Raw genomic sequence first — 25,648 nt, 5'->3', positions numbered from 1 at the left:
TCAAAGTTCATCTTACTACCCGATTTAATAAAGAGTTCATGTCAGGTCTGTGCTCTGCTAGTTTGATAGCAGGGCACAGACCATATTTATTGATTCTAATGCTAAAAGTTCAAATAGAATATTAACGTGGATAAATACGTTACACAAAAGACATTTTATCAAAACAGGTATAGATGATGCTTCAAAATGCTTCAGAAAGAAAAAAGTAGAAATGATGCCCCTGCTTTTTCCTTTCTGAAATTCACTTTAATGTCAATTGGATTTCTTATCGTTTGCTAATATATCAGGATTCCGCAGAGATATATAAAGAAAATTTAAGTATGAAAAGTATGGTAAAATACTATTAATATGGTTTCCAAAATATTTCAAAAGTATAGGGTGTGTTGAAAACGATGCATGATTTAAAATCAGATTGTAAAAATTGCTTTGCCTTATGTTGTGTGGCTTTACCTTTTGGAAAGTCTAATGATTTTCCTTTCCATAAAAACAGCGGAGAAGCCTGTCGAAATTTATGTTCCAATAACTTGTGTTCCGTTCATGATCAATTAAGAGAGAATGGCTTTAATGGATGTGTAACCTATGAATGTTTCGGTGCAGGCCAGCATGTTTCACAGACTATTTATAAAGGAAAAGACTGGCGTGAAAATAGTGATCATGCAGGAGAAATGTTTGCTGTATTTCCTGTTGTCCAGCAACTGCATGAAATGCTTTGGTACCTCAAACAAGCAATGACACTAAAGGAAACGCAATCATTTCATGACAGCTTACAAAACATTTACGATGATACCGTTAAACTTACTGAGAAGGATCCCAAAGAGATTTTAGAAATAGATATTGCGGAACATAGAATGAATGTTAACGTTCTCTTGAAAGAGACGAGTAAATTATATCGAAACGGTATGATGAATAAAGGTAAAAAAATCAATGACAATACAGACTTAATAGCTGCAAATTTAAAAGGGTTAGATTTACAAGGGGAAGATTTTCGCGGAAAGTTATTAATAGCAGCAAACTTAAGCGATAGTGATTTGAGAAAAACTGATTTTATTGGTGCGGACCTTAGAGACGCTCAATTATATCGGGCAAATTTGACAGGTGCTCTGTTTCTTACGCAATCTCAACTTAATTCTGCAAAAGGTGATATGTATACAAAAATTCCAAGTTATTTAGAAAAGCCTAGTCATTGGAGGTATAAATAGTAGGTTAGTTTGATAGATATATAGGCTTAATATCCTCTAACTGAGTTCCTTTATAGAAACTTAGATTTACATGCTTTTTAGAAGGCTGGAGATAGCAATTTTTTTTATTCACTGCGTAAGAAGGCATGCCCCATTTTAATTCCTCTTTAAGTTGATCTGTTGAGTCAAGGGCTAATCGGCGTAAGCTGTATGTGATCTCTTGGATATGTTCAGGGAATTGACTAATACACTCTTCCACAAATTTGTTTGACATGAGTTTTCTTCCTTTCTATTAAGTAAATGTAATTCTTTTATTTAATATCACAACTATTCTCTTCTTTGTCAAGAGGAATATCTAGCGAAGATTATTTGCATTATTTCAATTTTTTGCAGACTGAGAATGGGCTAAAAGGTGTCCTATCTTAATAAGAATTTGTACGCACATTTAACGTAATAATCTTTACATATATGGTATAACATGATATAACAATAGATATAGATGTATTTAACTGAAAGTAGGTGTTTGCTTTGTCAAAGCCGTTGTATGAGGTTTTGTATCAAAATTTAAAGAAAGATATTACCACTGGTGTTTATAAAGAGGGAGATCGAGTACCATCTGAAAAGGAGCTATCCAAGCAATATGATGTTAGTAGAATTACAACGAAAAAGGCACTAGAGTTATTGGCTGGAGAAGATTTGATTATCAGACATCCAGGTAGGGGTTCGTTTGTTAAACTTAGTTCCGATAATGAAATGAAGACAATCGAAAATGGAGGAACGCTTCAAAAGAAAAAGCATGTAGCTCCACTCATCGGTTTAGTGATAACGGATTTTGATGACAGCTATGGAACAGCTTTGATTTCGTCCATTGAAAAATGTACTGCAGAACAATCATCCTTTCTTGTGTTACGACGTTCCTTTGGAATGCCTGATATCGAAGAGAAGGCGATAAAAGAATTAGTAAATCTTGGTGTAGATGGACTCATTGTCTTTCCTTCACAAGGAGAGTATTTTAGTGAAGAAATATTAAAATTAGTCCTAAATAAATTTCCGCTTGTACTTGTTGACCGTCACTTAAAAGGGATTTCCACTGCCTCGGTAAGTACAGATAACGTAGGTGCTGCAAGAATAGGTGCGGAACACTTGCTAGAGCTAGGGCATCGTCATATTGGCATCCTTACCCCGCCTCCTAGCGATACCACTGCACTAGAAGATCGAATTGAAGGATTTATCCAGGCTCATGCTGAAAAAGGTGTAATTATAGACAAAGAGTTATGGATTAATAGTATTACGTCTACGCTTCCAAATTCTTTTAGACCTCCGAATATCAAGCGAGATATTGATAAGATAAAAAATCATATGATCGAACATCCTAATATAACAGCATTGTTTGCTGCGGAATATTACATTGCCCTAATGGCAGATGAAGCTATTAGAGAATTGGGTATGCGTATACCAGAAGATATTTCGATCATTTGTTTTGATAGCCCTCCTACACATATCGGTGAATTTCATTTGACCTATCTAGCACAAAATCAGGAAAAGATGGGACGAAAAGTGTTTGAGCTCTTAATGATGCTTAAAAATAAGGAAGACGCGGATATACATCCCAAACGAGTGTTATTAGATGCTAGTTTAGTAATCGGGAAATCGACTGCTCCTGTATCAGTAAAAAAATAACATTAAAAAATGCGACTCTCATGTCGCATTTTTTAATGTTCACAGATGATAACTATGGGGATCTTCGATGATTTAATTATCTAGTGATGATACCAGATAGAATTAAATAACATATTCAATGTAATATTTATTTTCCTGTTGACATATCAATAATATCAATTATACTATTTGTAAATCTAATATTAAAGGAGGTGAAAATATAGATGACTAAAAATACACTACCAGCATCCATGATAGAAATGATGGATCATGTTACCGAGTGTTTATCCCATCGTCCAAAGTTAGCAACTATGTTTTGTAATTGTTTTAAAAATACTATTCAAACAACGGTAGAACAGCTTCAAGACAACTCCACTTTTATTATAACAGGAGACATTCCAGCCATGTGGTTAAGGGACTCCACTGCGCAAGTAAAGCCCTATTTACCATTAGCAAATAAAAATAATGATATCGCTTCCATTATAGAAGGAGTGATTAAACGACAGATTTTATATGTGAACCTTGATCCCTATGCAAATGCCTTTAATAAAGAAGATGCGGGTGCAGGACACCAGAATGATATAACAGATATGTCAGATTGGGTTTGGGAACGAAAATACGAAATAGACTCACTGTGTTATCCTATCCAATTATCTTATTTATTTTGGAAACAAACAGGTAGTACACGACACTTCGATCAACAGTTTTTGAATGCTATGAAAAAAATAGTGGAAGTTTGGAAAGTGGAACAACATCATGAGGAGGATTCTACTTATCGATTTCAACGAACGAATGGTCCACAATCGGATACACTCACAAGAGATGGCTTAGGAGAACCAGTTTGCTACACTGGTATGACGTGGTCAGGTTTTCGGCCAAGCGATGATGCGTGTACGTATGGGTATTTAATCCCTTCTAATATGTTTGCTTGTACTATTCTTGGGTATATGGAAGAAATTCTAATCAAAATCTATCAAGCTAACGAGATTGTTGCCAGTGTAAGTGAGCTAAAGCAACAAATTCAAGTTGGTATTGAACAATATGGCATTATTGACCATCCTAAATTCGGAAAAATGTACGCATACGAAACAGATGGGTATGGCAACTATAATTTGATGGATGATGCGAATGTACCGAGCTTACTATCCATGCCTTATTTGGGATACTGCGACAGGGATGATGAAATTTACCAAAATACTAGAGCATTTATATTAAGTAAAGAAAATCCATATTTTTATCAAGGAAAGGTTGCCAAAGGAGTTGGAAGTCCACATACACCAACGCAATACGTGTGGCATATTGCGTTAGCTATCCAAGGACTTACGACAAATTCTAAGACTGAAAAAGAGCAATTGCTTACCATCTTTGAAAATACGGACGCTAGCACCGGTTATATGCACGAAGGTTTTCATGTTAATGATCCCACAAAATTTACTCGTAAGTGGTTTTCATGGGCAAATGCAATGTACTGTGAGTTTATAATGAATTATATTGAAAGCGCTCCACAACATTATCCTAAATAAAAATAAGAGGTGACTGAGATGAAAAATGGTCAGTTAAGCTGGGTGTTGTTACTAGGGTTACTGTTAGGATTTATATTGGTTGGTTGTAGTAGTGAAGATAGCTCAAGTTCGGATAGTGATGGAGAAGAGTCAGACGACAAAATAGAGCTAACTTTCTGGGGAGATTGGACAGGTGAAGGGGAAGAACAATTTAATCATATGGTTCAATTGTTTAATGATTCTCAAGACCGTATAGAAGTTGAATATGTCATTCAAGAAGATTTAGTAACCAAATTTATGACTGGTATAACTTCCGGGCAAATTCCTGATGTATTATTATGGGATCGTTGGAGAACTTCACTCTATGCACCAAAAGGTGTGTTACATCCAATTAATCACTTCTTAGAGGAAGATGGTATTTCTGAAGAAGACTTTTATGGAGAAGCATTAAAGGAATTAAGCTATGAAGACAATTTGTATGGACTTCCTTTAACCGTTGATACTAGAGCATTATTCTATAATAAAGATCACTTCGAGGAGGCTGGTCTGGAGCCACCTAAAACTTGGAAAGATCTAAGAGAAGCAGCGAAAATGTTGACTGAAAAAAATGGAAATGACCTTGACCGTGTAGGATTCTCTTTCTCGGACGTAGGATTATTTAGCATGTGGCTTCAGCAAGCAGGAGGACAAATGCTGACAGATGATCTAACGCAAACCGCCTATAATAGTGAAGCAGGGCTGGAAGTATTAGATTTGTGGAATCAGATGATTTTTGAAGATGAAGTGTATAAACCAGGCTTTGATAAAGGACTTGAGGGGGCACAACACCCATTCATTACTGGTAAAGTGTCTATGCATTATACAGGTCCATGGGATTTACGCACTTATGAGCAATATGGTGACCAATTAAACTTCGGTGTTGTTCCTCCACCAACAGGTCCAAATGGAGATCAAGGTGCTGTAATGGGTGGATTCGGATTAGCCATTCCAGAAGCTTCTGAAAAGCAAGAAGCAGCTTGGGAGTTTATTAAGTGGTGGTTAGCAGATCCTGAAAATGCTTTAGAATGGGGAAAAACTAGCTTAAATATTCCTGGGAATAAAGCTGCCATAGAAGATCCATTTTTCCAAGAAGATCCATTTTGGAAACCATTTATTGACTCACTAGAGTTTGCTACGATTCGACCTAGACATCCAGGTTATTCAGTTGCGGAAGAGGATGCATTGATACCACAGCTTGAGAAGTTCATTGGTGGAGAGCAATCTGCTGAAGAAACTTTAGAGAATGCCCAAAAACAGGGAGATAGGATGCTAGAAGAAAATGAAGTTGAATAAATTTAACGAAACGAATGGAAGTTCACTCGCACTTAGCTTTACTTCTAAAAAAAGTTCGTTTAATCGTTATCAATCGAGAGCTGCCTATTTCTTGATTGCACCTACATTATTATTATTTGTTACTTTTATGGTTGTTCCAATCGCGATGGCTATTTATTTAAGTTTTACAAGTTATGACATTATTAGTGAAATGAAATGGGTCGGTTTAGAGAATTTCAGAAGATTAATTAGTGATGAGATTCTTTGGCTTACTTTTAAAAATGTTGGCGTACTAACTATTTTTTATGTACCGCTTATGATAATCATTTCTTTATTGTTAGCAATATTGGTAACGAAACCTTACCGCGGAGTTACTATTTTCCGTTTAGCATTTTATATGCCTACAGTAACATCAGCTGTAGCAGCTTCAATAGTTTGGCTATGGTTACTAAATGCAGAATATGGGCTTATTAATCAATCGCTGAGTTATATAGGAATTGCTGGTCCTGCTTGGTTAGCAGAATCAGGTCCAGCAATGACTTCAGTCATTGCGGTTACGCTTTGGTTGGGGGTAGGCGGTAACATGATTATTTATATGGCAGGTTTGAAAGGTATTCCAAACCAATTATACGAAGCAGCGAAAATTGATGGGGCATCTGGATTCCAACAGCTAATTCATATTACTTTCCCGATGCTAAGACCTACAACATTATTAGTAAGTACAATGACAATTATTGGGGCTTTGCAAATTTTTGACCAGGCATATGTGTTAACACAGGGTGGTCCAGCAAATTCGACGAAAACGATTGTTTATCATATTTACACGACCGGTTTTGAGCAGTTGCAAATGGGTTATGCATCAGCACAGGCGCTTGTATTGACATTGACCATATTAATTTTTACTGTTATCAACTTTAAACTTAATCAAAGTAAAGATTAAAAGAAGGGAGGATGAAGATGAAGCAAAAAGAAAATGCAAAGAAATTATTCTTTTACATCCTGAGTTCGGCTATAGCTTTAATAATGGTCATGCCATTTATTTGGAGTTTGCTAACATCGATTAAGCCAAATGAAGAGATATTTAGCATTCCGATCCAGTGGCTTCCTTCCGCAATCACATTCGATCATTATATAGAAGCGTTTCAATCAGTTCCGTTTGGGCGTTATCTTTTCAATTCGCTATATCTAGCAGTCATGGGCGTGCTTTTTAACTTATTGTTTGGTTCAATGAGCGGTTACGCTTTTGCCAAGCTGAAATTCAAAGGAAGGAATGTCATTTTTGCTGTATTATTAGCAGCCATGATGATTCCTGGTGTTGTTGTAATGATTCCCCAATATATCGTGTTGAACAACATGCCTTTAATGGGTGGTAACGATATTTTAGGCCAAGGAGGACACGGGTTACTGAATAATTTTTGGGCCGTAATCCTTCCTGGTGCTGCGGGGTCTTTTGCAGTATTTTTCATGAGACAATTTTTCTTAACTTTGCCCAATGAATATATGGAATCGGCTCGTATCGATGGGTGTAGCGAATTTCGAATTTATTGGAATTTGTACTTGCCACTAACAAAACCAGCCTTAGCAACACTCGGGATTTTTACATTCCAAGCAGGTTGGAATAGTTTCTTATGGCCGCTAATTGTGTTAAATGATCGATCATTGTACACTGTGCAAATTGGATTACAGGCGTTTACATTTGATAAACAAACCGCCTACGGTCCAATGATGGCGGCAACAATTGTGATTATTTTGCCGGTCGTTTTAATCTTTATGTATTTACAAAAGTATTTTGTAGATGGTGCAAATTTCTCTGGGATTAAAAGTTGACGTAATTTGTAAGTTCAGAAAAAGAGGGTGAATACGGTGTATAAATTGATGGAATGGATCGCTAAACTCGCGCTACTAAATATGTTATGGATTTTGTTTACTTTATCTGGTTTCCTTGTTTTTGGTTTTTTTCCTGCAACAGTAGCATTATTGATGGTTACGCGGGATATAAAACGGGATAATCCAAAAGGGATAGGTACATCTTTTCTTCAATATTTTATTGATAATTTTATCCAAGCAAACGTGTACGGGCTCTTTATAGTGATCGTAAACATAGGCTTCATTTCACTCGCAATCAAGTCGGTAAACCAATTTTCCGTAGTTCTCTCCGTTACGATTTTAGTAATCACGTTATTGGCTTTTCTGATTTCACTGTATATATTGCCTGTTTTTACCTATTTTAAAGCGTCCTTTGTTAATCACCTGAAACTTTCGACGATTATCGCCTTAGGGCATCCAGTCGTATCTTTTGTATTGTTTTCTTTATTTGCGATAAATTTTGGAATCATCTTTTATTCCAGAATTTTAATTGCCTTTCCTATTTTGTTTTTGTTTTTTATGGTTAGTGTTTCTGCCTACTTGGTGACTGTCGTGTTAATGCCTGTGTTCGGGAAATTTGGCAACACTACAGAAAATAATAGGTCAAGTGTAGGGCGAATACCAGAAGTCTAACATCATTCAATACGGGAATATATTTTCTCGAAAATAGTTATCAATCATTTTGAAAGTGTTTAATTTATCACATTTATGAAAAAGGAGTGTCTTTATGCGTTTAAAATGGCATAGGTTTACGATGGTGTCTGTTACATGTATCATTCTGTTTTCACTGTTTGAATTGAATATCATTAAACCGAACTACTCACACGCTGCTACATCATGGAGTGAGGAATATGATGCAACTCAAGGAACTTTGCATAACGTAGAAACGGAAAATACTGATACTGGTTATTTTGGAAACGGATACGTATCTGGTTGGAATGAAGATGGTCAATCCGTTGCGATTACTGTTAATGTTCCGAGTGACGGTAATTATACACTCGTATTTAAATATTCGGCTGCAGCAGGTCAGGCTACACGTTATCTAGAGGTGAATGGAGAAGTGAGTAAGGATCAAGTCCGCTTTTCCGGGACCGGAAGCTGGGGAGACTGGCAGACAACAAATCTGAATGATATCAACTTAACAGCAGGTACGAATACGGTATCGCTTAGTTTCGATTCAGATAAGGAAAGCGTAAACTGGTTAAATTATGACAGCTTACTTGTAAGAGAGCAGGGAGACGAATCACTTGTTTCCTGGGGACTTACAGAGGAAGCGGAATTAGCACAATCATCGCTAACGTCTAACTTTTGGAATACAGAAATGAATATGTTTAACAATCAATATCCAAATGATGAAAATAACGATCAATTTCATTATTGGTGGCAGGCACATGCCATTGATACGCTTATCGACGGATATGAACGAACTGGCGATTATGCCTATATCGATCAGGCGACTGCATTATATGAGGCAGTGAAAGCGCGTAATGGCGATGATATCCGGAACGATTTTTATGATGACATGTTATGGATGGCGCTTGCATTGCAACGTTTACACGAATATACAAATAATCAGCAGCATGAACAGGCTGTTTTGACTCTATGGGAAGATATTAAAACAGGATGGAGTAGTGAATATGGAGGAGGCATCGCTTGGAACAAAAATCAATTAGACTATAAAAATACTCCTTCGAATGCTCCAGCAGTCATCCTTGCTACTAGACTTTATGAACAGTACGGAAATGAGGAAGACCTACAATGGGCTAAGGATATCTACAATTGGCTTCAACATACATTAGTAGATCCGACAAATGGCTTAGTGTGGGATGGCATTAATCGTACCGGTGATGGAAACATCGATAAAGGTTGGGAATTCACTTACAATCAAGGGGTTTATATAGGTGCATCCGTTGAGCTTTATCAATTGACAGGTGAACAAGGATATCTTGATGCAGCAATCCAGACGGCAGAAACTACGAAAGACCGATTCTCCAATCACAACCAAATCATATACGAAGGTGGCTCAGGGGATGGTGGACTATTTAAAGGGATCCTCATTCGTTATGTGACTGAATTAGTTAAAACAGAAAACTCTCAAGTTAAGTTGGCAGAGTGGATCGTAAATAATGCCAAAAATGTGTGGAATCAAACAAACGAGGAACCTGAAATATTGTTTGGCTCATCGTGGGAAGGAGCAATAAACCTACCGGTGGAACTTAGCCAACAGTTAAGTGGAGTCATGTTAATGGAGCATGCTACACAATTAGAACCAATTATTGTCCGAGATGTCTCCGAGACGTTACAAGAACAGATACATTCCTATGTAGATGACAATGAGATAACTAGCTCACTTGCTAAGAAACTAAGTAATCGTCTCGAACAGGTAGACCATCATATGAACAAAGGGGACGTGAAGCAAGCAATTAAACATTTAGAAGACTTTAATAAGCATGTACAAACAGGAGTGGAAAAAGAACAAGTAAACCAAACAGCGTACCATCAATTGCAAGGATCTCTGGATAAAATAATACATTAATTTAAAATGCTGATTTTTGTTTTCGTAAATATATATTAAGGAACGAAAAAGGAGTGGAATTAGTGGAGAAAATTCGCATTGGATTTATTGGTACAGGTGGAATGGCGCAGGTACATGCAGGCCAGTTACTAGAATTAGAAAATGTGAAAATTAAGGCAATAACTGATGTAAGCGCGGAGGCGAGAAAACGCTTTGTAAGCCAAGCCGGTCTGTGGGAAATAGAGCAATTTACGGAATATCGTAATATGCTTGAACAAGTCGATTTAGATGGGGTTGTTATTTGCTCTCCGCATACTTTGCATTTTGAACAGGCAACAGCTGTTTTGGAAAAAGGCATACACGTATTAATTGAAAAGCCGATGACGTGCTCATCGAAGGAAGCTGAGGAATTAATTAAAACGGCTGATCAAGCTGGTAAAATTATGCAAGTATCATATCAACGACATTTCCAACCAGAATTTATTTATATTCGTGATGCTATCGCAACTGGTAAAATCGGTAAACTTACATCGATCACTGCTTCCTTGTATCAACAATGGTGGCGTGGTTCCAATGATACGTATTCTTGGCGGAAGGACCCCAAATTATCAGGAGGCGGTTTTTTGATGGACTCGGGTAGCCATATTATCGATGTGCTACTTTGGACATCAAACTTAACACCGGTCGAAGTAACGACACAGCTATCACAACAAGGTGCCCCGGTAGAAATTGATACGTTTACTTCGATCCGCTTTAAAGAAGGTGCTATTGCTGGATTAAACCTTGTTGGCTACTCACCTGTTTGGCATGAAACATATGCGTTTTGTGGTGAGGATGGTGCTATTTTCTATGAAAATGACAAAATTACACTCCATCTTTCAGGAGAGGAGCCAATTGTTCCAGAGTTATCCAAACCAACAACGAATCAGGATAAAAGTTTTATCGATGCAATTTCAAGGAAACATGACGTTCAAGTTCCAGGTGAATTTGCATTAAAGGTAGTTAAGTTTTCTGAAATGGTTTATGAATCTGCTGGCTATAAGCCTTTATAAATGAACTAGAGGAGACGTGAATAGCATGAATTTTAACATCGGAATGCGTATTCCACCGAAAATAGGTGCAGAAGGTATGGAAAAGATAGCGAGTTGGGCCTCAGAGGTAGGGTTGGATATTCTTGACGTTCCAAAACTAACCCCGGAAGTAAAGAGTGCAGTTCAAAATGCTGGTATGGAAGTGGGCTCAGTCGATGTAGAAAATGTGGCAAAACTATTTAGTTTAGATGAAGAACGTCGTGCTAATGCGGTTACTAGTCTTAAAAACCAGATGACGGAAATATCGGAACTAGGAGGTCGTGTGCTATTTATGTGTCTGGTTCCCGAGGATCATACATTGCCACGTACGGAAGGGCTGGCAATCTGGAAAGAAACATTTCCAGAAATCGTTCGTCATGCAGAGGAAACAGGACTTTACATTGCAATTGAAGGCTGGCCAGGACCAGCGCCATATTATCCAACAATTGGATGCACACCAGAAACTCTAAGGGCAATGTTTGAAGCAATCCCATCTAAGCATTTTGGAATGACGTATGATCCATCCCATCTTGTGCGATTAGGTATAGACCATATTCGTGTATTAAATGAATTTGGAGAAAGAGTGAATCACTGCCACGGGAAGGACACAGAAATTTTACAAGATGAACTTTATGAATGTGGTGTCATCCAATCAACTTTTCCGGAAAAGTATCTTTTTTCAGAAGGATCATGGCGTTATACGATCCCGGGACATGGTGAAGTCGACTGGGGAAAAGTAGCAGTCCGTTTGGAGCGTTTGGGGTATCAGGGACCAGTAAGTATTGAGTTAGAAGATCACCGCTATTGGGGATCATTAGAAGCGGAGCAAAAAGGAATCGTCAAGGCTGCCGCACATTTAAGAAGCTACTTTAAGTAGTAGATTGTGTGGAAAGGAATAAATAAAATAGTCCTAGACTCCATGTGACATAAAATAAAAGATACAACTGTAAAAGGGTGAAATACGTGCATAATTTTAAGTTTGCCTTGAATGCCTCGACGCTGTTTCCATTTGAATTGGATGTGATCGAACAGATAAGGGTAGCAGCTGAAGCGGGATATGATGGCATTGAATTGTGGGTTAAAGATATTGAATCTTACCTTGAAAAGGGTGGTTCACTTAAAACAATTAAAGAGTTCCTGAAAGACAGAGGTATATTCGTGGTTAATGCGATTACTTTTTTTAAGTGGTCGGATGAGGATGAGGCTACTAGAATAAAAGGGCTTGTTGAGGCGGAAAAAGAGATGACAATGCTGAAGGAAATAGGCTGTAATGCTGTAGCGGCTCCCCCTAGTGGAAGTATGGATGATTTAACATTAGAAACAATTGCTGAGCATTTTTCTGCATTAACAACAATTGCGAGACGGATGGACATGGAAGTCTATCTTGAATTCTGGGGTAAAGCTAACAAACTAGCTACGTTAAGCGAAGCGATGTATATCGCGATGGAGAGTGGACTTTCTGATGTGAAATTTTTATTGGATCCTTTCCATATGTACACTGGAGGAAGTTACTTTACAAGTCTAGCTTATTTAAATCAGAGAAATATCGGTATTTTCCATGTCAACGATTATCCAGAATACCCACCAAAGGAACAGATAACTGATTCAGAACGACAGTTTCCTGGTGATGGGATCGCACCGACTGAACAGCTAGCGAACTACTTAGTAGAAATGAATTATCAAGGTTATTTATCATTAGAATTATTCATCGAAAATTATGGTAATCAATCAGCACTAGAAGTTGCTAGCCAAGGATTAAAAAAGATGAAACAGACTTATTTACCAAATAAATAAAAAGTAGTAACGGTTCAAGGGTATCCATATGGTTATTATGATCATATGGATTATCTTTGAATCTTAGGTAAAAGGAGGACAATATGAACGTAGCAAACAAAACAACAAAATGGGAAACAAGGGCACAGAAATCGTTTGATAGTTTAGTTCAATACTATTGGAATCATGATCTGGAAATGTTTAATAATCATTATCCAAATCCGGATAATCGTTGCAATCTTACGTTTCATTACTGGTGGTATGCTCATGCGATCGATAGTTTAGTAGATGCATACTGCCGAACGAATGATAAAGAAATTCTTACAATTATTGAACAGGAATATGATGGTCTTGTGTTCAGAAACGGTGGTCAGCCAACTAATCTATTATACGATGACATGGAATGGCTGGCGCTAGCACTGTTACGTGCCTATGAAGCAACGGGAACAGACAAGTATTTGAAGGATGTGCAAATTCTTTGGAAGGATATAAAAACTGGTTGGAATGAGCACATGGGTGGAGGAATAGCCTGGCACAAAGACCAGGTCGATTATAAAAATACGCCAGCAAATGGTCCGGCTATTATTTTAGCGGCAAGATTATATAAGTATTTTGGAAAAGAAGAAGATTTAGAATGGGCACAAAAAATCTTTGATTGGCAGGACCAAAACCTAGTTGACCCTGAAACAGGCTTTGTTATGGATGGAATCAATCGACTTGGTGATGGAAAAATTGATGCCGATTGGGAATTCACCTATTGCCAAGGTGTGTACGTAGGGGCAGCAGTCGAGCTTTATCGGATATCTAACCATGAGAAATACTTACAAAAAGCATTACAAACGGCACATACAGCAATGGAGAAATTACATGATAATGAACATAATGTGCTAAAAAGTGAAGGGAATGGCGATGGTGGCCTGTTTAAAGGAATTATGATTCGTTATTTCACCGAGTTAATTTTAACAGCTCCAACAGAAACAAAAGCAATACTTCACTATTTAGATGAGAATGCCGAAAACCTTTGGCAGAACGGTAAGGATGACGAGAAATTAATATTTAACCACCTTTGGAGTGAGAAGCCGGATCTAACTAGAGGGATTGATTTAAGCATTGAGTTAAGTGGTGTCATGCTATTTGAATGTTTGATAAGGATAGAAAGACAAGGATTGATGAAGCATTAATAAATAAGCCTGTTCCTAAATAGGGATAGGCTGATCTTCTTTTATCCTCATATCTCTGCTTGATTTTAGTAGCCGTTTAGTATTAACATTAATATTTAACTCCTATATATCGATTTTGATATGGTATGGATGAAAGGAGATCATCAATGAAGATCAACAATATATTGTTTGTAAGCCCTTTGAATCAAGAAATACAAGATCTTATAGAAAATTATGCACTGGAAAAGGAATTTCGTTATTTAACTGAAGATGAACTAAGGGATGAAGATTTAGTCTGGGCTGATGCATTTGTATCCTTTAAAACAAGGTCAAGTTATGATTATAGTAAAGTGACATGGGTTCATTCACTGGGAGCAGGGGTAGACAACTTCTTATTACAAAAGAATTGGAATGAAAATGTTATCTTAACAAGAACGATATGTTCGTTTGGAGAAAGAATTAGTGAATATTGCCTAAGTTACATACTAAAGGATTTACAGTTTCATAACCAATTCCTTTATCATCAATCCGACAAGCATTGGAAACCTATTACGCCGAAGATGCTCAAAGAAGCAAAAGTAATGATTTATGGAACAGGAGAGATTGGCCAACAAATAGCTCAAGTCCTTTCTTTTTTTGGTGCAGAAGTTTATGGGGTATCATTAAGCGGTAAACAAAAGCAATTTTTCAAAGAAGTATTGACAGTTGATGCGCATTTTTCATTATTAAATGAAATGAATTATATGATTAATACTTTACCGTTAACGGAAAATACAGAACATTTATTTAATGAGGACATTTTTAAGCATCTATCAAGTATTGGTTTTATTAATGTTGGTAGAGGAGAATCTATTAGTGAATCAGACCTGTTGCAAGCATTGGAACTTGGTCAGATAAGGTTTGCTGTACTTGATGTATTTCGAGACGAGCCACTGCCACAAGATAATGTGTTATGGAAACATCCAAACGTTGTTATTACACCACATATATCTGCTGTGACAACATCCGAAGAAGCTGTAGAATGCTTTGTTGAAACACTGGAAAATCTAGAAAAAGACAAACCTCTCCGCAACATAGTGGATGTCAAAAAAGGTTTTTAACATTGAATAATTCCAGCCCTTTCATGAAAAGGACTGGAATTTCCTCTATTTATTCCAATTTCATTTTCTTACGATAATTCCCTGGTGTCATTCCTACATTCTTTCGAAAAGACCTGATAAAATTTTGGGAATTGTTATATCGCAATTCATTAGCGATATCTTTAACAGGCATTTTTGTTGTTTCTAGCCAATTTTTTGCCATTTCAATACGATATTGTGCTAGATACTCACTAAATGACCTATTCGTTTCCTGACGAAATAAGTTACTTAAATAACTTGCATTATAATGTAGGCGATCCGCAACCCTTTCCAATGTTAATTCTTGATCGAACTCTTCATGAATGATATGGATAACCTGTTCTGACAGTGAATGGTATTGTAGCTCTAAACGATTTTTGAGATGCCCCATGATTGGATAAATCATGACCTGTTTGAACCAATTCTCAATATCTTCTCTGATTCGGAAACGATAGAGATAATTAATCAATGTCTGTTTGTCATCAATCATATCAATTTCAATAGCTAACATCTCTGTAAATTCTAATAGATTATTAATAAATCGAAGAATGGAAATTTCATACTGTGTATATGTTAATTGTTTATTAAATATATTATCAAGCAGCTCTGTTAACTTCTGATCAACTCGTTCATGATGAAGAGTTTTTATCGCATCAAACAGATCATGTTCAATCTGTTTTGGGTAAAAAGTTTTGAATGAATGCTGTCCTTCCAGTGAATCAAACCGAATGACTTGCCCTTTGCCTAGTACAATGGTTTGTCGCAATGCCGCTTCACTCTTTTGCAGGGCTTCATTTGTTTCTATTAAGTTAAAGTAGCGATTACTAATTCCAATACTGATAGAGATTTTTAATACATCGGCGATGGTTTTCTGCACTCTTTTTGTTAAAGTGTCTATATCCTCTTTATATCCATGATTTTTTTCTTTACCCATTAATACGGTTACTTGTTTATCCTCTAACACGATAGGGGTAAAGCGGTTATCTTCACTTATGAGTTCGTTAATAATCGTATTAATTGAAAAAAGGATGACATCATTATCATTATCAGTAAATCTCGTTCCTTCTAACGAATCGATTTTTATCAACATCACAGTAAACCAATGCTCGCTATTGATTTCTTTCGGTAGCTTTTCTACTATTTCATTTTCAGTGATGTTACCCAAGATTAATTTATTCATGAAAAAAAGATGCAGTTGATCCTTTTGAGTTTTAACCCGTTCCTCTAGTGTTTGATTTTTATCCAGAATAGTATGAATCTGTTTCGTGATTTCCTCGATTTCATCATGAGATTTATTGTTATCAGCTTCATTGGGTAATTTCATGATATGGATGATTTGCTGAATCGGTTTATATAATTTACCGGAACCGATAATGGCAACGATAATCAGTCCTAATACAATAACAAGACATATGAGAAAGGTAAACCAGCCAATAGCATAGGAAGATTCTTTGAGATCATTCAATCGAATAAGATTAATATAAGTCCAGCCATTATAATTAGAAACACGATAGGTGACAGTATATTTCTCGTTATTATAGTCGATGTGTAATTGATTTTGAATTTGCTTATTTTGTTGTATGGCACTGATTACAGGATGATTCTCTAATGAATTAATCTGTTTTTTTTCACTGTTAAAAACCACCTGTTTGTTTTCATTCAATACAATAGTTGATCCATTATTTTCTTCCATTAATATCCGTTCTTGCAAATCACATGTTGGAATAATAGCGGTGATAAAACCCTTATTATGTACGGAGCTCAGCGGAAGCTTTTTCACCATAGAAAGATAACGCTTACAATTATTAGCATATTGATCGGTGAAAGTATCCTCTGATTCTTGGATCAACCATGCAGATTGATTGGTAAGCTCGCTATAGTTTTCTATTAATTCTTTATCCTGATTCGATAATGTCGTTAATCCTCTATTTCGGATTAACCACATTTGTTCCTTGTTTATGTATGCAATATCAATGACTCCGGAATCAAACCGTTGCAGGTAGTTCAATTCTTTTTTTAGTCTTCTGTAAAGAGGGAACTGGTTCGGTTCCATAGGCTCTTCTAGCAGCTGCTTGGCAAGTGGTGACATAGCAAAATTTGTTAATGATTGATCAACTTGCTTCAATACTTGTTCGATTGTCATCTGAGTTTGATAAACATTATATTCTTTCTCTTTTTCTACTTTATCTTGAATATTGTTAGATGAGATAAGAAAGGAGAAAATACCTACCAATAAGACGGGGATGATTCCAAGTAATAAAACAAAGGATAATAGCTTTAGATAGAATTGTTGTTTTTTCTTAAACAAATCATCCGACCTCCATCTTCTTTAGTTGTTTTATGAGTGACTTCATAAATTTTATCATAACCTTCTGATAAATGGAAAAAAGGTTGTCTTCTAGGTTATTTCAATAAAAACAATACAAGGTAAAAAATCTATTCGACGGGAGGCGCCCCCAAAGGAGAGCTCCCGTCGAATAGAAGAGCTCTAAATGACGGGAGGCGCCCCAAAAGGAGAGCTCCCGTCAAATAGAAGTGTTCTAAACGACGGGAGGCGCCCCAAAAAGAGAGCTCGCGTCGAATAGAAGTGTTCTAAACGACGGGAGACGCCCCCAAAGGAGAACTCCAGTCAAATAGACGAATTTCCGTTTTGTTCACTCGTTAAGATTTAATCGCTCTTTAGCCTTTTTTAACATCAAAGAAAAGGGCTACCGTAAGTCAATTGTGAAACTTAGGGGACAGCCCTTTTCTGGTTAATCATCAGTTATCTTGAAGCATTAAACTCTTCGATGACGTCATCACCACCTGTTGTTCTCCACTTTTCGACTGCTTCATCAAAGCCTTGTTCATCTATTTGTCCAATAATATAATTAAATGTGGCATCGATAATAATGGTATCTAATTCCTCACCTTGCAAATCATATGTTTCAGAGTCTAAGGTAACAGTGGGATTTTCAATTAAATACTTTTCGTTATCCTTAAACAATTCTTCTGCCTTTTCACGCGCTTCTAACGGAAAGGCACCTTCATAACGTCCGTTTGTTTCCGGTTCACCTATTTCAAATGTTTGATAAGGAATGACTTCCCGGTCCAATTTACCACTATCTTCAATCGTAACGGCTTTGCCATCTTCCACGGTGTAATGTTCGTCTTCAATACCCCAAAATACGGTGTTCGCAACTTCTGGTTCCATCATCTTATCAAAAAATGATAGAATTGCTTTTAGTTCTTCCTCTGTTTCTATCGTGGACTTCGGAAAGAAATAAGGATGATTGTAACCTGGAATACTCCAGATTTGATATTCACCATGTGGTCCCTTTATTTGATTGTGTACATCTAACTCCATATCTGGATTTAGTGCAACCCCGTCACTGTGCAATTGACTCACATCACACATACATCCAATATAAGCACCTGCTTTTCCAGATTTAATCATGTCTTGTTGGTCAGGCTTACTGGTAACAGGGAAATCTTGATTGATATAGCCCTTTTCGTGTAGGTCTCTCATAAAATCAAGAGTTTCTTTATACTCAGGAAACATAAATGTAGGCAGTAATTGTCCATCTTGTTCTCCCCATTCATTAGGAGCATTAAACCAGGAGGCGATGGTATTAAAGGAGCCATATGCTAGGTCTCCTCTATCAGCTAAACCTATTGTGTCATCTACACCATTTCCATCTGGATCATTTTCAGTAAACTGCTTCATCATTTCGAAAAATTCATCTGTTGTTTTAGGTGCGTCCAAACCAAGATTATCTGCCCAATCTTTTCGATAAATAATCCCTTGTCTTGATAATGGACGACCTTGATATAGCGAATATAACTTTCCATCCACCCGCATGTTATCCAAAATGTCATCTTTTAAATTCTGTAAGTTTTCATATTCATCTAAATAAGGTTCGATTTCCCAAAATTGTCCGTCAGTGATTGCTTCTTTAAAATTACCTTCTATCGGTATGTTGGCAACTTCTGGCATACTACTTGTTGCAAATGCTGTATTCATACGATCCTGATAATTGTTTGCCGGAACATATTGCAAATCCAATTGTACATCGGTTAATTCTTCAATTTTTTCCTCCAACATTGGATCAGGTGTTTCAGCGGAATGTAGAGGAGCCAATATTGATATTTCATTTAAATCTGGGTCCTCATTACCTTCTTCATTACCAGAATCATCTTGATCATCTGAAGCGCTTTCATTATTGCTGCAAGCAAATAAAATGATTCCAAACAACAAAAACAAAATTAAGATAGTTAATTTCTTTTTCATTTCTTCACCCCTTTTTAGTGTTGTCTTAAGTCTACGATGAATCATTAGATTTCGTATATAATCAAATTTTTGTTATTAGGCTGTTAACCTAAGGGAAATAAGTAGAAGGAAAAGCAAAACTAATATAATGATTATTTCTGTTATAATGATTTTTTTCAACTACTTAAGATAAAATAGTCGCACTCATACTATAAAACAGTGTACCGTACATATTAATACTAGTAGTGAGACAGTTGAATACCAGAAGAAAGGATGTAGATAATGGTGTTACATGAAGCTATTCTAAAATGTTTTATGGATAAACAAAAACCAATGACCATTCAAGAAGTAGACATTTATATAAGCCGACAATATAAACAAAAATGGAAAGATGTCGGAACAACTTTGGCAGATATGGTGCCAATTAGTTATGGTGGAAATACTACTTCAACAGTACCAGATGAATACAGAAAATTAAAAAGATTGACTAGAGGAACATACACTTTAATTGAATAGCCAGAACGCCTCCCATTAATATTTCCCCAAATTCTCGAATAGAATAAACCATCATGGAATAAAAGGGGCTGTATTATTTGAAAATGAATTATTTGAAAAGTGCTGTGTTTGAACATCAATTTTGGTTGAGGGTACTCGGTGATCACGCTCGATTTATAAACGATTCCCTTTATCCATCAGAAATGGAGGATATTGAAAAGGCCAAAATGTTTCGCACGCAGTATGATCAATTGCTCGCACAATCAAGTGCCATTGATACGTCCAATGCGATTTCGTTCTCTATTATGGTTGAAGATCTGACAAGGCAATTCAGAGAGTTTAAACTTTCGATTATTGAACGGCAATTGACAGGTCAAATTGGTATTCATCTGACACCAACATTTCTTAATCATATGGTTAATGAATTGGAAGAATATTTGTTAATTTTGAGTTATCTGAAGCAAGGAGAGGTACCACCTATCTTTCATGAATTACATCATCACCTTCTCTGGCTGTTGGATGCATCAGGTCATGCAGGGGCGATTAATGATGAGATGGATGGGGTGGAACAAAGGTTAAAAGAAAAGAGTCATACTTTTACGGAGCATTTTAATCAATTCTATCTAAAAGCGGTTGAACTGACCGGTTATTTACGCTCCAATATTAATGCATTCCCAGCATTAAAAAGGTTTAATAATAATGTGGAAGTAGAAATAGGATTATTTAATACATTTTTGCACGAATTGGAAGAAATGGAGTTGAGTGCAGAAGTATTAAGTACATTTACTGCTTCTATGGCTGATCATATGGCTCGCGAGGAGCAGTATTACTTAATGAAAGTGGCTCAATCTAAGCATGCTACCGGCAATTGAGTAACCAATTATTAATAAATTTGATTTGAAAAAGAGGAGAAGATTGTTGCGTCGAACTTAGTTGGAATTAATCTTAAAATGGATAACGTGGGTTAGAGTGACTATATTATCAGAATAAAACGCGAAGTTCCCCCTTCAGATGTTCTGAAAGGGGATTTTCTATCTTCATTCATGATAAAATGTTGATAGAATAGGGTAATTTGATAGAAGAAAATGATAAATGAGGGATTACCTTGATAGATAAAATAGATATACTTAATAGAAAAAACGCTGAAAATATTTTAAATATCCAAATACTATCTTATAAAGTAGAGGCAGAAATAATTGGTTCTTATGAAATACCACCATTAAAAGATACTGTGGATACTTTACAACAATGTAGAGAAACTTTCTTTGGCTATTACTTAGATGAAGAACTGTGCGGAGCAATATCAATAAAGATTGAGAATGATGAAATAGATATTCATCGGTTGATTGTACACCCAAATCATTTTCGAAAAGGAATTGCACAGAGACTTTTAACTTTCCTTGAAACTAATTTTGAGGTAAGAGCAATAAAAGTAGCGACGGGGTCTAAAAATACACCAGCAATTAGTTTTTATAAAAAGAATGGATTTGAAAATAGTAAAGAAGTCACAGTGAATAGACAACTATCACTAATCTATTTTGAAAAGCTTAATCATACGAATAGAATATGACAATTAACTACAAGACGAAATCCAAGAGCTTTATCAAAAAGTAATTGAAGCTTGGAATAAACGAGTATGGCTAATCTGTCTTTTTTAAACAAGATGGTGCCGTTGACGTTGTACACGAAAAGGAATTTATTTAGGAGGTATCCTTAGATGTTAGAAGTAGATAAACTTGGAACTATTATTATTCTAAATGGTACCCCGAGATCAGGGAAGTCTAGTATAGCCTCTATAATTCAGAAAACATATGAAGGTGTGTGGATGAATTTAGGGGTTGATCAGTTCATGCAGATGACCCCAGAACGTTTTCGGCCGGGAATTGGTTTACGACCTGGTGGTGAAATACCTGAACTTGAACCGGTTATAAAAGTAATGTATCGAGCGATGTATGAGGCAATTTCACAATTCAGTCGTTTAGGACTAAATGTTGTGGTGGATGTAGGGCATCATGACGGATATTCAGCTCCACTAAGAATCCTTACAGACTGCGCCCGTATACTGGATGGGCTTCCTGTTATGTTTGTAGGAGTACGTTGCCCGATTGATGTCGTTATGGAACGAAGAATGAAGACATGGAATGTTGGTTACAACACTGATGGTACGGTGCCTAAGCCAGTTGCTTTATGGCAGAAACTGGTCCATGATCCAGGTATCTATGACATGGAAGTTGATACCTCGGTTTTCAGTTCAGATGAATGTGCTAAATTAATCCGCCACGAACTCGAAAATGGTAAGCAACCGAAAGCTCTCCAGCTCATCAAGAACACGGAAATTGAATAATCATTGAACATGCATTGAATAAATCACACTTAATGAATAAGTGCTTTAGCTTTAAATGAAAAGTTACACCAAAAAAGCCAAAAGGGGGAAGCAGATTGATTAACAAGCTACTTTCCCTATTATTGTGCTGCAAATTCTTCTCTCAAAATCGAATATATCTTTATATCCCAATGCTTTCCTTTTCCATATATTGCTTTCCTCAAAACTCCTTCAAACGTCATACCTGCTTTCTCCATAACTCTTGCTGAACCGATGTTTTCTACTAAACATTTTGCCTGAATCCGTTCTAAGTCCATATGATTAAAACCAAATTTAATAATTTCTTTGGCAGCTTCCGTGACAATTCCTTTGCTCCAATAGTTTTGAGAGATCACATAACCGACTTCTGCTATATGTTGATAGGTATCCCATGACACGAAATCGATCGTGCCTATCATCTTGTGATTTTTTTTCAATTCAATTGCCCATGGTGCAATGGAGTTACTTTTATATCTGCTCATGATATATTCAACAAACGCTTGTGTTTCATCTAAAGATTTGTGCGTTTCCCATGTTACATATTTAGATACTTCCTCATTAGACCCATAGGCATAGATATCATGAACATCATCTAATGATACTTGTCTTAATAATAATCGTTTCGTTTCTAGTGTTGGCAAATGACTGAATACGTCTTCCACTTCCATAGTGTACACTTCCTTTCATTATAAATCACAGTGAATCACAGTGCTAATCGTCCGTAAGATCCCCATTGTTAGGGTTACAAAGCCACCCTATTGATTTATGTCCATTGATAATTGACGGTCAAGCATCCAATCCGACACTTTTTATGCAGTACTTCCATTTTACAAAAAAACGGAGGGACTTTCTTTGATATTATAAAAATGTTTGCTCTGTTTCCAATTTAAATGACTTTTTCAGTGGCCTCAAGTTAATAGGGCAACCCGTTATCGAAATAAACGGAGTAAATGATAAAAATGAGTATTCCATCCCTTTTCCAACCTAAACTTTCAACTAAATCGGGCAATCCACCAATGGATTCATAGAACAACACCTCTTATTTGTAATATTTAGCAATAAGCATAGTATGAAGATGGAAACTAGTCAATGTAGAATAATAATTATTATGCTAAAATAGCACTCAAAAGGAGGTTATTTCAATGAATTATGGTAAACTCAGTCAAAATAATGGACGCTACACCTTAACATTTGAACGTGAACTTCCGTTTTCTCCGGAAAAAGTATTTGAAATCTTAATCGACCCCGATTCTTTTACACAATGGTATCCATTCGCAACAAAAGAGATGGAGGTAAAAATTGGTGGTAGGCTGAAGTTTGATGATGGTGAAGGTTCCCTATACGAAGGAGAAATCATCGAGTTAGCAGCACCTCACACATTCGTTTTCAAAAAGGTAGACGATTTACTAGATATGAGGATAGCAGAGAAAGAAAACGGCTTTGTTTTTACATTCAGACATTCCTTCGATGATGCCTCTATGGCGATGTACATGGCAACAGGTTGGCATAGGTGCCTTGATGTATTCCAACAACTTGTATACGGCGAACCAGTAGAGTGGAGGGACAATGCAGAAGAATTGCGTGAGTACTATCAAGAAACCTTCAAACAAGGAGAACAATGAGCCCAAATTTAATTTGGACTCTTTTTTTACTTGATTATTATCAAAAATGATATTAATTATTAAAAATAATAATAAAATTAAAGGATGATAAATATGAAAAATTGGAAAAAACTTTTGCATCCTGTCCGAATGGAAATCATTCAAGCGTTAGTGAGTGGCAAACAGTTAACACCATCGCAACTTTCTGAGTGTTTACCTAATATTCCCCACGCTACATTGTACCGACACATTAATTATCTTCATGACTTGGGAATGATCACTGTCCAAGGATGAGCATTTAGATTTATTTACCCAATTCATTTCGAACATCGCACATGATTTTGGAAGATACCTAGAACGTGAAAATTTTAATCTTTTAGAAGACGGGGTTAGCTACCGGCAGGCAATGTATTATCTGTCAGATGCTGAATTTCAGGACATGATTCATGAATTACGAAGCGTCTATGAGAAGTATCGAAGATTAGAGCCAAGTGAAGAGCGTACTAAACGGAAGGTCACCACTATCATTTTACCGGAAAAAGGAGATGAGTGAGATGAAAGAAATCAAGATTAAGAGTAGTGTGACACTAGCAGGCACATTAACAATGCCGGAACAAGACGATCAGCATATAGCGATTGTAATGATTCCAGGTTCAGGGAAAGTGGATAGAGATGGTAATGCAGACAAAAAAGGAATGGATTTTAACATTTATCAGGAGTTGTCGGATTTTCTTGTCAGTTTAGGCTATACAACACTTCGCTATGACAAGCGAGGAGTAGGGAAAAGTGATGGGGATCACCTCCGAACTGGATTACATGATGGAATAGAAGACGTGCAAGCTGCAATTCAGTATATTAAAAATGATCTACCTGTCATTGATAAAGTGTTGTTGTTAGGACATAGTGAAGGAACAATGATTGCGACAGCAGTTGCTACTCAAGTTGATGTAGGTGGCGTTATTTTGTTAGCTGGTGGTGGTGAAACATTGGAAGAGGGAACGAAACGTCAACGTGAGAAGTGTCCCAATGTAACGTAAGCTCAATAAAATAATAATTTTACTCAATTATTGTTATCGATCAGACCAGCATTCAACTTTTGTAATGCTCCAATTTGAAATGTGTCCACTATTTTAAAAGTCAACTTATAAATAAGGTATCCAATCATGACACCTAACACATTTAAGATGACATCATCAATATCAGTAACTCGTCCCCAACCAGCTGCTGTTGGTCCTATAAATTGAACAATTTCAATACTGATTGATACACCAAATCCTAATAACAGAATACGTCTAAAAGACTTAAATTTATCCCATAGTATTGGAGCCAAAAAGGCCAAAGGCATTAGTAATAAAATATTGCCACCTACATTTCTTGCAATTTGTCTAATCATAAATGGAACATCTCCACCGTAAGCAATACCTATTTGGCTAATATCATCTATAATTAATTTTAGGGGGATAAGATTTAATGAATGAAAATTATTTCCCAAATCATAAGCAAACCCTACCGGTATCGGAAATAAAGTCAAAGGAACGACCATGCAAATATATAACATAAAAAGAAAGCCTATACTCTCTTTTAACCAATATATTTGTTTGTTGTTTTTATATCTAATTCCAATTAAAATACCTCGCCCAACTAAATACAATATCATTCCAAGCGCCATAAATATACTTCCTTCAATTAAATACAAACATTTACCCTCCATACTTCTTCACAATGCATTATCATAATCATAACACACGACCTAAAATATCCCAATTAAACAGTAGATCTGCTTGTGATG

27 protein-coding genes are annotated in these 25,648 nt (G+C 36.4%); 21 read left to right on the top strand and 6 right to left on the bottom strand.

Features of this window, described 5'->3' with window-relative positions:
- Positions 1 to 392 precede the first annotated feature (392 nt).
- The gene (locus tag BM121_RS05125; RefSeq protein ID WP_091482053.1) at positions 393 to 1,199 is read left to right on the top strand and encodes a pentapeptide repeat-containing protein; all 807 of its coding nucleotides are present in this window, start codon (positions 393 to 395) and stop codon (positions 1,197 to 1,199) included.
- A 4-nt stretch (positions 1,200 to 1,203) separates the two neighbouring features.
- Here the strand turns inward: BM121_RS05125 and BM121_RS05120 are convergent, their stop codons facing one another.
- On the bottom strand, positions 1,204 to 1,452 hold the full coding sequence (locus BM121_RS05120) for a DUF1801 domain-containing protein (protein ID WP_091482051.1): 249 nt from the start codon (positions 1,450 to 1,452) through the stop codon (positions 1,204 to 1,206).
- A gap of 245 nt (positions 1,453 to 1,697) precedes the next feature.
- On the opposite strand from BM121_RS05120, the gene BM121_RS05115 reads away from it, so the two are divergent.
- The 12 genes from BM121_RS05115 (at position 1,698) to BM121_RS05060 (ending at position 15,134) form a co-directional block, all read left to right on the top strand.
- The gene (locus tag BM121_RS05115) at positions 1,698 to 2,858 is read left to right on the top strand and encodes a GntR family transcriptional regulator (protein WP_091482048.1); all 1,161 of its coding nucleotides are present in this window, start codon (positions 1,698 to 1,700) and stop codon (positions 2,856 to 2,858) included.
- Positions 2,859 to 3,061: 203 nt separating this feature from the next.
- Complete coding sequence (locus BM121_RS05110; RefSeq protein WP_091482047.1) at positions 3,062 to 4,360, top strand: glycoside hydrolase family 125 protein; 1,299 nt, start codon at positions 3,062 to 3,064, stop codon at positions 4,358 to 4,360.
- Between the two features lie 18 nt (positions 4,361 to 4,378).
- Positions 4,379 to 5,671: an ABC transporter substrate-binding protein gene (locus BM121_RS05105; protein ID WP_091482044.1), complete on the top strand. Its 1,293-nt coding sequence runs from the start codon at positions 4,379 to 4,381 to the stop codon at positions 5,669 to 5,671.
- Positions 5,658 to 6,590 carry a carbohydrate ABC transporter permease gene (locus BM121_RS05100; protein WP_091482042.1) on the top strand — a complete coding sequence of 311 codons (933 nt, stop codon included), beginning with the start codon at positions 5,658 to 5,660 and terminating at the stop codon, positions 6,588 to 6,590. Before BM121_RS05105 ends, BM121_RS05100 begins: the two co-directional genes overlap by 14 nt.
- A 17-nt stretch (positions 6,591 to 6,607) precedes the next feature.
- A complete protein-coding gene (locus BM121_RS05095; RefSeq protein WP_245780737.1) occupies positions 6,608 to 7,477 on the top strand; it encodes a carbohydrate ABC transporter permease in 870 nt (289 codons plus the stop codon).
- A gap of 36 nt (positions 7,478 to 7,513) precedes the next feature.
- Entirely contained in the window at positions 7,514 to 8,149 is a 636-nt protein-coding gene (locus BM121_RS05090) for a YesL family protein (protein WP_091482036.1), read from the top strand.
- A 94-nt stretch (positions 8,150 to 8,243) separates the two neighbouring features.
- The gene (locus tag BM121_RS05085; protein ID WP_091482033.1) at positions 8,244 to 10,052 is read left to right on the top strand and encodes a glycoside hydrolase family 76 protein; all 1,809 of its coding nucleotides are present in this window, start codon (positions 8,244 to 8,246) and stop codon (positions 10,050 to 10,052) included.
- Between the two features lie 62 nt (positions 10,053 to 10,114).
- On the top strand, positions 10,115 to 11,083 hold the full coding sequence (locus BM121_RS05080; RefSeq protein ID WP_091482031.1) for a Gfo/Idh/MocA family protein: 969 nt from the start codon (positions 10,115 to 10,117) through the stop codon (positions 11,081 to 11,083).
- A gap of 25 nt (positions 11,084 to 11,108) precedes the next feature.
- On the top strand, positions 11,109 to 11,978 hold the full coding sequence (locus tag BM121_RS05075; protein ID WP_091482028.1) for a sugar phosphate isomerase/epimerase family protein: 870 nt from the start codon (positions 11,109 to 11,111) through the stop codon (positions 11,976 to 11,978).
- Between the two features lie 86 nt (positions 11,979 to 12,064).
- Positions 12,065 to 12,895: a sugar phosphate isomerase/epimerase family protein gene (locus BM121_RS05070; protein ID WP_175495327.1), complete on the top strand. Its 831-nt coding sequence runs from the start codon at positions 12,065 to 12,067 to the stop codon at positions 12,893 to 12,895.
- 83 nt (positions 12,896 to 12,978) lie between these two features.
- Positions 12,979 to 14,055: a glycoside hydrolase family 76 protein gene (locus BM121_RS05065; RefSeq protein WP_091482023.1), complete on the top strand. Its 1,077-nt coding sequence runs from the start codon at positions 12,979 to 12,981 to the stop codon at positions 14,053 to 14,055.
- 146 nt (positions 14,056 to 14,201) lie between these two features.
- Entirely contained in the window at positions 14,202 to 15,134 is a 933-nt protein-coding gene (locus tag BM121_RS05060) for a D-2-hydroxyacid dehydrogenase (protein ID WP_091482020.1), read from the top strand.
- A 49-nt stretch (positions 15,135 to 15,183) separates the two neighbouring features.
- Here the strand turns inward: BM121_RS05060 and BM121_RS05055 are convergent, their stop codons facing one another.
- Entirely contained in the window at positions 15,184 to 17,460 is a 2,277-nt protein-coding gene (locus tag BM121_RS05055) for an AraC family transcriptional regulator (RefSeq protein ID WP_091482018.1), read from the bottom strand.
- A gap of 456 nt (positions 17,461 to 17,916) precedes the next feature.
- Positions 17,917 to 19,422 carry an extracellular solute-binding protein gene (locus tag BM121_RS05050; protein ID WP_091482016.1) on the bottom strand — a complete coding sequence of 502 codons (1,506 nt, stop codon included), beginning with the start codon at positions 19,420 to 19,422 and terminating at the stop codon, positions 17,917 to 17,919.
- A gap of 261 nt (positions 19,423 to 19,683) precedes the next feature.
- Here BM121_RS05050 and BM121_RS05045 point away from each other — a divergent pair, with 261 nt between their 5' ends.
- From BM121_RS05045 to BM121_RS05030, 4 genes are all read left to right on the top strand, one after another.
- The gene (locus tag BM121_RS05045) at positions 19,684 to 19,917 is read left to right on the top strand and encodes a hypothetical protein (protein WP_091482013.1); all 234 of its coding nucleotides are present in this window, start codon (positions 19,684 to 19,686) and stop codon (positions 19,915 to 19,917) included.
- Between the two features lie 83 nt (positions 19,918 to 20,000).
- Positions 20,001 to 20,768 (top strand): DUF2935 domain-containing protein, encoded by a 768-nt coding sequence (locus BM121_RS05040; protein WP_091482408.1) that lies wholly within the window; start codon positions 20,001 to 20,003, stop codon positions 20,766 to 20,768.
- A 233-nt stretch (positions 20,769 to 21,001) separates the two neighbouring features.
- Entirely contained in the window at positions 21,002 to 21,466 is a 465-nt protein-coding gene (locus BM121_RS05035) for a GNAT family N-acetyltransferase (RefSeq protein ID WP_091482011.1), read from the top strand.
- 147 nt (positions 21,467 to 21,613) lie between these two features.
- The gene (locus tag BM121_RS05030; protein WP_091482008.1) at positions 21,614 to 22,240 is read left to right on the top strand and encodes a chloramphenicol phosphotransferase CPT family protein; all 627 of its coding nucleotides are present in this window, start codon (positions 21,614 to 21,616) and stop codon (positions 22,238 to 22,240) included.
- Between the two features lie 119 nt (positions 22,241 to 22,359).
- On the opposite strand, the gene BM121_RS05025 is transcribed toward BM121_RS05030, so the two are convergent.
- Together BM121_RS05025 and BM121_RS22370 are read right to left on the bottom strand one after the other, a co-directional pair.
- Positions 22,360 to 22,926 (bottom strand): GNAT family N-acetyltransferase, encoded by a 567-nt coding sequence (locus BM121_RS05025; protein WP_091482005.1) that lies wholly within the window; start codon positions 22,924 to 22,926, stop codon positions 22,360 to 22,362.
- 245 nt (positions 22,927 to 23,171) lie between these two features.
- Positions 23,172 to 23,294: a DUF6366 family protein gene (locus BM121_RS22370; protein WP_245780736.1), complete on the bottom strand. Its 123-nt coding sequence runs from the start codon at positions 23,292 to 23,294 to the stop codon at positions 23,172 to 23,174.
- Positions 23,295 to 23,400: 106 nt separating this feature from the next.
- Here BM121_RS22370 and BM121_RS05020 point away from each other — a divergent pair, with 106 nt between their 5' ends.
- From BM121_RS05020 to BM121_RS05010, 4 genes are all read left to right on the top strand, one after another.
- A complete protein-coding gene (locus tag BM121_RS05020; RefSeq protein ID WP_091482003.1) occupies positions 23,401 to 23,880 on the top strand; it encodes an SRPBCC domain-containing protein in 480 nt (159 codons plus the stop codon).
- A gap of 84 nt (positions 23,881 to 23,964) precedes the next feature.
- A complete protein-coding gene (locus BM121_RS05015) occupies positions 23,965 to 24,153 on the top strand; it encodes a helix-turn-helix domain-containing protein (protein WP_342714395.1) in 189 nt (62 codons plus the stop codon).
- Positions 24,154 to 24,265: 112 nt separating this feature from the next.
- On the top strand, positions 24,266 to 24,412 hold the full coding sequence (locus BM121_RS22255) for a hypothetical protein (RefSeq protein ID WP_217649301.1): 147 nt from the start codon (positions 24,266 to 24,268) through the stop codon (positions 24,410 to 24,412).
- Position 24,413: 1 nt separating this feature from the next.
- Positions 24,414 to 24,896: an alpha/beta hydrolase gene (locus BM121_RS05010; RefSeq protein ID WP_175495326.1), complete on the top strand. Its 483-nt coding sequence runs from the start codon at positions 24,414 to 24,416 to the stop codon at positions 24,894 to 24,896.
- A gap of 23 nt (positions 24,897 to 24,919) precedes the next feature.
- Here the strand turns inward: BM121_RS05010 and BM121_RS05005 are convergent, their stop codons facing one another.
- Positions 24,920 to 25,555, bottom strand: coding sequence for a VanZ family protein (locus tag BM121_RS05005; RefSeq protein WP_139220248.1), 636 nt, complete (start codon positions 25,553 to 25,555; stop codon positions 24,920 to 24,922).
- Positions 25,556 to 25,648 lie beyond the last annotated feature (93 nt).

Source organism: Gracilibacillus orientalis, from assembly GCF_900114645.1.
In the GTDB taxonomy this organism is placed as follows: domain Bacteria; phylum Bacillota; class Bacilli; order Bacillales; family Amphibacillaceae; genus Gracilibacillus; species Gracilibacillus orientalis.
The sequence above is the reverse complement of the archived record's forward strand: the minus strand, read 5'-3'. Positions and strand labels throughout refer to the sequence as shown.

Bases quoted from the DNA above. Each gene is read 5' to 3' on its own strand.
- BM121_RS05105 (WP_091482044.1), top strand. From the start codon at position 4,379: ATGAAAAATGGTCAGTTAAGCTGGGTGTTGTTACTAGGGTTACTGTTA.
- BM121_RS22255 (WP_217649301.1), top strand. From the start codon at position 24,266: ATGTATTATCTGTCAGATGCTGAATTTCAGGACATGATTCATGAATTA.
- BM121_RS05030 (WP_091482008.1), top strand. From the start codon at position 21,614: ATGTTAGAAGTAGATAAACTTGGAACTATTATTATTCTAAATGGTACC.
- BM121_RS05020 (WP_091482003.1), top strand. From the start codon at position 23,401: ATGAATTATGGTAAACTCAGTCAAAATAATGGACGCTACACCTTAACA.
- BM121_RS05015 (WP_342714395.1), top strand. From the start codon at position 23,965: ATGATAAATATGAAAAATTGGAAAAAACTTTTGCATCCTGTCCGAATG.
- BM121_RS05065 (WP_091482023.1), top strand. From the start codon at position 12,979: ATGAACGTAGCAAACAAAACAACAAAATGGGAAACAAGGGCACAGAAA.
- BM121_RS05045 (WP_091482013.1), top strand. From the start codon at position 19,684: ATGGTGTTACATGAAGCTATTCTAAAATGTTTTATGGATAAACAAAAA.
- BM121_RS05040 (WP_091482408.1), top strand. From the start codon at position 20,001: ATGAATTATTTGAAAAGTGCTGTGTTTGAACATCAATTTTGGTTGAGG.
- BM121_RS05060 (WP_091482020.1), top strand. From the start codon at position 14,202: ATGAAGATCAACAATATATTGTTTGTAAGCCCTTTGAATCAAGAAATA.
- BM121_RS05025 (WP_091482005.1), bottom strand. From the start codon at position 22,926: ATGGAAGTGGAAGACGTATTCAGTCATTTGCCAACACTAGAAACGAAA.
- BM121_RS05120 (WP_091482051.1), bottom strand. From the start codon at position 1,452: ATGTCAAACAAATTTGTGGAAGAGTGTATTAGTCAATTCCCTGAACAT.
- BM121_RS05100 (WP_091482042.1), top strand. From the start codon at position 5,658: ATGAAGTTGAATAAATTTAACGAAACGAATGGAAGTTCACTCGCACTT.
- BM121_RS05110 (WP_091482047.1), top strand. From the start codon at position 3,062: ATGACTAAAAATACACTACCAGCATCCATGATAGAAATGATGGATCAT.
- BM121_RS05050 (WP_091482016.1), bottom strand. From the start codon at position 19,422: ATGAAAAAGAAATTAACTATCTTAATTTTGTTTTTGTTGTTTGGAATC.
- BM121_RS05095 (WP_245780737.1), top strand. From the start codon at position 6,608: ATGAAGCAAAAAGAAAATGCAAAGAAATTATTCTTTTACATCCTGAGT.
- BM121_RS05075 (WP_091482028.1), top strand. From the start codon at position 11,109: ATGAATTTTAACATCGGAATGCGTATTCCACCGAAAATAGGTGCAGAA.
- BM121_RS05085 (WP_091482033.1), top strand. From the start codon at position 8,244: ATGCGTTTAAAATGGCATAGGTTTACGATGGTGTCTGTTACATGTATC.
- BM121_RS05010 (WP_175495326.1), top strand. From the start codon at position 24,414: ATGAAAGAAATCAAGATTAAGAGTAGTGTGACACTAGCAGGCACATTA.
- BM121_RS05125 (WP_091482053.1), top strand. From the start codon at position 393: ATGCATGATTTAAAATCAGATTGTAAAAATTGCTTTGCCTTATGTTGT.